This is a genomic window from Vibrio sp. 1249-1, from assembly GCF_033340495.1.
On the sequence record NZ_JAWOWJ010000047.1, the window covers coordinates 1 to 1,636 of the forward strand.

The 1,636-nt window shown below is 43.7% G+C and carries 2 protein-coding genes; both read left to right on the forward strand.

Annotated features, from left to right (window positions below):
- The coding region (locus R7Z50_RS24090) for a CHASE2 domain-containing protein (protein WP_318149296.1) at positions 1-234 on the forward strand (234 nt) is incomplete at its 5' end.
- Between the two features lie 103 nt (positions 235-337).
- On the forward strand, positions 338-1,546 hold the full coding sequence (locus R7Z50_RS24095; RefSeq protein WP_318149297.1) for an IS4 family transposase: 1,209 nt from the start codon (positions 338-340) through the stop codon (positions 1,544-1,546).
- Positions 1,547-1,636: the final 90 nt, after the last annotated feature.

The window sequence follows — 1,636 nt, forward strand, 5'->3', positions numbered from 1 at the left end:
CATCGAGTGAAGTGTCCGCCGATTTTAACCCTGAGTGCAGACGATTTTTTAGCTCCAAATGCCACGGGCAATCAAGACTTGCGGAAAGTGATAGAAAACAGAGCGGTGTTTATCGGCTATGACTTACTGGGGTCTTCAGATTTAGTTGTGTCCCCCGTTCATAACCAGTTACCTGGTGTGTTCTATCACGCCATGGCATTTGTAAACTTAGTATCTATGGATACCAAGTACTGATGAATCCCCTAATGATTTTTATCAAAATCATTAAGTTAAGGTAGATACACATCTTGTCATATGATCAAATGGTTTCGCCAAAAATCAATAATCAGACAACAAAATGTGCGAACTCGATATTTTACACGACTCTCTTTACCAATTCTGCCCTGAATTGCACTTAAAACGACTCAACAGTTTAACGCTGGCTTGCCACGCATTACTTGAATGTAAAACGCTCACTCTTACCGAACTTGGTCGTAACCTGCCAACGAAAGCCAGAACAAAACATAACATCAAACGAATCGACAGATTGTTAGGTAATCGTCACTTGCACAAAGAGCGACTCGCTGTATACCGTTGGCATGCTAGCTTTATCTGTTCGGGCAATACGATGCCCATTGTACTTGTTGACTGGTCTGATATCCGTGAGCAAAAACGGCTTATGGTATTGCGAGCTTCAGTCGCACTACACGGTCGTTCTGTTACTCTTTATGAGAAAGCGTTCCCGCTTTCAGAGCAATGTTCAAAGAAGGCTCATGACCAATTTCTAGCCGACCTTGCAAGCATTCTACCGAGTAACACTACACCGCTCATTGTCAGTGATGCTGGCTTTAAAGTGCCATGGTATAAATCCGTTGAAAAGCTAGGTTGGTACTGGTTAAGTCGAGTCAGAGGGAAAGTGCAATATGCAGATTTAGGTGCGGAAAACTGGCAACCTATCAGCAACTTACATAGCATATCCTCAAGTCGCTCAAAGACTTTAGGCTATAAGAGGTTGACTAAGAGCAACCCAATTTCATGTCAAATTGCACTGTATAAATCACGTCCTAAAGGCCGAAAAAATCAGCGTTCGACACGGACTAATTGTCATCATCCGTCACCTAAAATCTACTCCGCTTCGACAAAAGAACCATGGGTTTTAGCGACTAACTTGCCCGTTGAAATCCGAACACCAAAGCAACTTGTTAGGCTCTACTCGAAGCGTATGCAAATTGAAGAAACCTTCCGAGACTTGAAAAGCCCAGCCTACGGTTTAGGCCTCCGTCATAGCCGAACTAGCAGCTCAGAGCGCTTTGATATCATGCTGCTAATCGCCCTAATGCTTCAACTGACATTTTGGCTTGCTGGAGTTCATGGTCAGAAACAAGGTTGGGATAAGCACTTCCAAGCTAACACTGTCAAAAATCGAAATGTACTCTCAACAGTGCGCTTAGGGATGGAAGTTTTGCGGCATTCTGGCTACACAATAACGAGGGAAGACTTGCTCGCGGCTGCAACCCTGCTTGCTCAAAATCTATTCAAACATGGTTGTGCTTTGGGGAAATTATGAGGGGATCCCTCAGCATTAAGTCTTTCTGGGATGCTAACTGGGTGTAATAAAGCCATTTCTGAGCCGTCTGAACCTTTAATCAAACCTGTA